Source organism: Serpentinicella alkaliphila, from assembly GCF_018141405.1.
GTDB lineage: Bacteria > Bacillota > Clostridia > Peptostreptococcales > Natronincolaceae > Serpentinicella > Serpentinicella alkaliphila.
Window position 1 is genome coordinate 1 of sequence record NZ_CP058648.1, and the last position, 5,000, is coordinate 5,000.

Annotated in this window: 15 tRNA genes and 3 rRNA genes (1 of these 18 running past the window's edge); all 18 read right to left on the reverse strand. The window is 50.0% G+C overall.

Annotated elements, in window-relative coordinates:
• Positions 1-76, reverse strand: a tRNA-Lys gene (locus HZR23_RS00005).
• A gap of 7 nt (positions 77-83) precedes the next feature.
• Positions 84-159, reverse strand: a tRNA-Gln gene (locus HZR23_RS00010).
• Positions 160-171: 12 nt separating this feature from the next.
• Positions 172-247: transfer RNA gene (locus HZR23_RS00015), tRNA-His, on the reverse strand.
• A gap of 36 nt (positions 248-283) precedes the next feature.
• Positions 284-358 (reverse strand) — tRNA-Gly (locus tag HZR23_RS00020).
• A 5-nt stretch (positions 359-363) separates the two neighbouring features.
• Positions 364-446: transfer RNA gene (locus tag HZR23_RS00025), tRNA-Leu, on the reverse strand.
• 16 nt (positions 447-462) lie between these two features.
• Positions 463-547, reverse strand: a tRNA-Tyr gene (locus HZR23_RS00030).
• Positions 548-555: 8 nt separating this feature from the next.
• Positions 556-631 (reverse strand) — tRNA-OTHER (locus HZR23_RS00035).
• Positions 632-661: 30 nt separating this feature from the next.
• Positions 662-738 (reverse strand) — tRNA-Asp (locus HZR23_RS00040).
• A 14-nt stretch (positions 739-752) separates the two neighbouring features.
• Positions 753-828, reverse strand: a tRNA-Val gene (locus tag HZR23_RS00045).
• A 5-nt stretch (positions 829-833) separates the two neighbouring features.
• A tRNA-Glu gene (locus tag HZR23_RS00050) sits at positions 834-908 on the reverse strand.
• A gap of 7 nt (positions 909-915) precedes the next feature.
• Positions 916-992, reverse strand: a tRNA-Met gene (locus HZR23_RS00055).
• A 9-nt stretch (positions 993-1,001) separates the two neighbouring features.
• Positions 1,002-1,077, reverse strand: a tRNA-Met gene (locus HZR23_RS00060).
• 74 nt (positions 1,078-1,151) lie between these two features.
• A tRNA-Leu gene (locus tag HZR23_RS00065) sits at positions 1,152-1,240 on the reverse strand.
• Positions 1,241-1,247: 7 nt separating this feature from the next.
• A tRNA-Asn gene (locus HZR23_RS00070) sits at positions 1,248-1,322 on the reverse strand.
• 6 nt (positions 1,323-1,328) lie between these two features.
• Positions 1,329-1,445 (reverse strand): 5S ribosomal RNA (rrf, locus tag HZR23_RS00075).
• A gap of 53 nt (positions 1,446-1,498) precedes the next feature.
• Positions 1,499-4,421, reverse strand: a 23S ribosomal RNA gene (locus tag HZR23_RS00080).
• 149 nt (positions 4,422-4,570) lie between these two features.
• A tRNA-Ala gene (locus HZR23_RS00085) sits at positions 4,571-4,646 on the reverse strand.
• A 142-nt stretch (positions 4,647-4,788) separates the two neighbouring features.
• Positions 4,789-5,000, reverse strand: a 16S ribosomal RNA gene (locus tag HZR23_RS00090); it runs 1,306 nt beyond the window's last position.
• Together the 16S, 23S and 5S rRNA genes with 15 tRNA genes alongside form the textbook arrangement of a ribosomal RNA operon.

A 5,000-nucleotide genomic window follows, 5' to 3' on the forward strand; every position in this document is an offset into this window, starting at 1 on the left:
TGGTGATCCATCCGCGACTCGAACGCGGGACACCCTGATTAAAAGTCAGGTGCTCTACCGACTGAGCTAATGGATCATCTCTATGGCTGGGATACCAGGACTCGAACCTGGGAATGACGGAGTCAAAGTCCGTTGCCTTACCGACTTGGCTATATCCCAATGTTTTTATCTTGGGGTGGATGATGGGATTCGAACCCACGCATGCAGGAGCCACAATCCTGTGTCTTAACCGCTTGACTACATCCACCATGTCTATTTAGTCTATTTAAAAAAGACAAAGAAATGGAGCGGAAGACGGGACTCGAACCCGCGACCCTCGCCTTGGCAAGGCGATGCTCTACCACTGAGCCACTTCCGCTTAATTGGTGCGGGTGGAGGGACTTGAACCCCCACGGTCGCCCGCTAGATCCTAAGTCTAGTGCGTCTGCCAATTCCGCCACACCCGCATATATATAATTAAAATGGTGGAGGGAGAAGGATTCGAACCTTCGAAATCGTCGATAACAGATTTACAGTCTGCCCCCTTTGGCCACTCGGGAATCCCTCCATTTTTTATGGAGCTGGCAATAGGAATCGAACCTACAACCTGCGATTACAAGTTAAATTTGCTCTACCGTTGAGCCATGCCAGCATTAATATATTTACTAATTTAGTTTTAAAATGGCGATCCGGAAGGGGCTCGAACCCTCGACCTCCAGCGTGACAGGCTGGCATTCTAACCAACTGAACTACCGGACCACTTGTTTAAAATATGGTGGGCGCAACAGGACTTGAACCTGTGACCCCCTGCTTGTAAGGCAGGTGCTCTCCCAGCTGAGCTATGCGCCCATATTTGGTGACCCCTAGGGGAATCGAACCCCTGTTACCGCCGTGAAAGGGCGGTGTCTTGACCGCTTGACCAAGGGGCCCTACATTTGGTAGCGGCAACAGGAGTCGAACCTGTGACCTTTCGGGTATGAACCGAACGCTCTAGCCAGCTGAGCTATGCCGCCATATATATTTGGTTGCGGGGGCAGGACTTGAACCTACGACCTTCGGGTTATGAGCCCGACGAGCTGCCAACTGCTCCACCCCGCGATATTGCAATCACCTAAATCTCCGATTTAGTGTGAGTGTAATACTCAGCATAATTTGAGTTTCATATTTAAAACTGGTGCCGAGGACCGGAATCGAACCGGTACGATCTTGAAGGACCGCAGGATTTTAAGTCCTGTGCGTCTGCCAGTTCCGCCACCTCGGCATATAAATGGCTCCAAAGAGAGGGCTCGAACCTCCAACCTACCGGTTAACAGCCGGTTGCTCCACCATTGAGCTACTTTGGAACATCTAAACCGCAACGACCTACTCTCCCAGGCGGCTGCCCGCCAAGTACCATCGGCGCCGAAGGGCTTAACTTCTGTGTTCGGTATGGGAACAGGTGTGACCCCTTCGCTATTGTCACGATTTATTGAGAGTGTTCTCTCAAAACTACAAGTGAGATTTTAAAGCTTTCATCTTTTTGGTCAAGCCCTCGACCTATTAGTATCGGTCGCTTAATGCATTACTGCACTTACACCTCCGACCTATCTACCAGATAGTCTCTCTGGGGTCTTACCCCTTTCGGGTGGGAAATCTTATCTTGAGGGGGGCTTCGTGCTTAGATGCCTTCAGCACTTATCCCTTCCGTACTTAGCTACCCAGCTGTGCTCCTGGCGGAACAACTGGTGCACCAGCGGTACGTCCATCCCGGTCCTCTCGTACTAAGGACAGCTCCTCTCAAATTTCCTGCGCCCGCGACGGATAGGGACCGAACTGTCTCACGACGTTCTGAACCCACTCGCGTACCACTTTAATGGGCGAACGACCCAACCCTTGGGACCTACTTGAGCCCCAGGATGTGATGAGCCGACATCGAGGTGCCAAACCTCCCCGTCGATGTGGACTCTTGGGGAGATAAGCCTGTTATCCCCGGGGTAGCTTTTATCCGTTGAGCGATGGCCCTTCCACTCATACCACCGGATCACTAAGTCCGACTTTCGTCCTTGCTCGACCTGTTTGTCTCGCAATCAAGCTCCCTTCTGCCTTTACACTCTTCGCACGATTTCCGACCGTCTTGGGGAACCTTGAGCGCCTCCGTTACTCTTTAGGAGGCGACCGCCCCAGTCAAACTGCCCACCTGACAGTGTCCCAAAACCAGATCATGGCTCATGGTTAGAACTTCAATAATACAAGAGTGGTATCCCAACGTCGACTCCTCCAAGACTGGCGTCCTAGTATCTTAGTCTCCCACCTATTCTGTACATGTAGTATCAAAATCCAATGTCAAGTTGCAGTAAAGCTCCACGGGGTCTTTCCGTCCTGTCGCGGGTAACCAAAGCATCTTCACTGGTATTACAATTTCACCGGGTGCATTGTTGAGACAAGCGTCCAAATCGTTACGCCTTTCGTGCGGGTCGGAACTTACCCGACAAGGAATTTCGCTACCTTAGGACCGTTATAGTTACGGCCGCCGTTTACTGGGGCTTAAGTTCTGTGCTTCGAGCTTAACCCTAACACTTCCCCTTAACCTTCCAAAGACCGGGCAGGCGTCGCCCTATACGTCGTCTTTCGACTTAGCAGAGACCTATGTTTTTGCTAAACAGTCGCTTGGACCTATTCTCTGCGGCCGGGTTATGCTTACGGCGCGAAGCCTTCACACATCCCGCACCCTTCTCCCGAAGTTACGGGGTCATTTTGCCGAGTTCCTTAACAATGCTTCTCCCGTTCGTCTTAGGATTCTCTCCTCGCCTACCTGTGTCGGTTTGCGGTACGGCACCTTAAATCTCGATAGAGGCTTTTCTCGACAGTTTGGATTCAGTCACTTCGCTACTTATTTTTCGCTCCCCATCACATCTCGGGATCTATGAAAAAGCGGATTTGCCTGCCTTTTCTCCCTACCTGCTTAGACGCACTCAACCAACGGTGCGCTTGACCTATCCTCCTGTGTCCCCCCTTCTCTCAAACGATTCTTGGTGGTACAGGAATTTCAACCTGTTGTCCATCACCTACGCCACTTGGCCTCGGCTTAGGTCCCGACTTACCCTGAGCGGACGAACCTTCCTCAGGAAACCTTAGGCTTTCGACGGGCAGGATTCTCACCTGCCTCTCGCTACTCATGCCAACATTCTCACTTCTATGCAGTCCACTACTCCTTCCGGTATAGCTTCTACCCACATAGAACGCTCGCCTACCATGTATTTCTACATCCATAGCTTCGGTGATACGTTTGAGCCCCGGACATTTTCGGCGCAGGATCACTCGACCAGTGAGCTATTACGCACTCTTTAAATGTATGGCTGCTTCTAAGCCAACATCCTGGTTGTCTATGCAATCCCACATCCTTTTCCACTTAACGTATACTTTGGGACCTTAGCTGATGGTCTGGGCTCTTTCCCTCTTGACCACGGATCTTATCACTCGTAGTCTGACTCCCGATCTTAAGTTTACGGCATTCGGAGTTTGATAGACTTTGGTAACCGGTGAAGGCCCCTAGGTCATTCAGTGCTCTACCTCCGTAACTCATTTAATCGAGGCTAGCCCTAAAGCTATTTCGGCGAGAACCAGCTATCTCCGAGCTCGATTGGAATTTCACCTCTACCCACAGGTCATCCAGTGACTTTTCAACGTCAATTGGTTCGGACCTCCACGAAATTTTACTTCCGCTTCATCCTGCCCATGGGTAGGTCGCTCGGTTTCGGGTCTATGACATGCAACTTTCGCCCTATTAAGACTCGCTTTCGCTTCGGCTCCGGACCTTTAGTCCTTAACCTTGCTACATATCATAACTCGTTGGCCCGTTCTACAAAAAGTACGCGGTCACACTTTAACGTGCTCCCACAGCTTGTAAGCAAAGGGTTTCAGGTTCTATTTCACTCCCCTCCCGGGGTTCTTTTCACCTTTCCCTCACGGTACTATGCGCTATCGGTCACCAGGTAGTATTTAGCCTTGGGGGGTGGTCCCCCTGCTTCCCACAGGGTTTCACGTGTCCCGTGGTACTCTGGATCATAGCTTAGAGTCTTCTCGTTTCGTATACGGGGCTTTTACCCTCTTTGGCCTGACTTTCCAGTCATCTTCTACTACGATACCTCTCCTTTTTGCTATGTCCTCAACCCCGAAAGTAAACTTTCGGTTTGGGCTTATCCCTTTTCGCTCGCCACTACTTAGGGAATCGATTTTTCTTTCTACTCCTCAGGGTACTTAGATGTTTCAGTTCCCCTGGTATCCCCTCTACTAGCTATTTATTCACTAGCAGATACTTGAATATTACTTCAAGTGGGTTTCCCCATTCGGACATCTACGGATCTTTGCCTGCTTGCGGCTCCCCGTAGCTTTTCGCAGCTTACCACGTCCTTCTTCGGCTCCTGGTGCCAAGTCATCCTCCCTTTGCCCTTACTAGCTTGACCTTTAAAAGATGCTTGTAAATTTCTTTACTTAACTTTATTTCTCACTTTGCAGTTTTCAAAGAACACTTGTTCTTCCTGCCTTTTGGCCGGAATACTATATTACCATCTTTTTATCTTCATGTCAATTGGTACTTGATGGCATTTGTTTGTGGTGGAGACGAGGAGAGTCGAACTCCTGACCCCCTGCTTGCAAGGCAGGTGCTCTCCCAACTGAGCTACGCCCCCATGTTACAACTTCCCAAATTTTAATTTGGTGTAGTTTGTAATACTCAAAGATTAGCCGAGCTTCATATTAAATTACTTCTTTTTGAAAAACCTTCATCGAAGGTCTCTCAAAACTAAACAGTATAGAAGCTTTTCTCCTTAGAAAGGAGGTGATCCAGCCGCACCTTCCGATACGGCTACCTTGTTACGACTTCACCCCAGTCATCGACTTCACCTTCGACAGCTCTCTCCATTTCTGGTTAAGTAGCTGGCTTCGGGTGCTTCCGACTCCCATGGTGTGACGGGCGGTGTGTACAAGACCCGGGAACGCATTCACCGCGACATTCTGATTCGCGATTACTAGCAACTCCGACT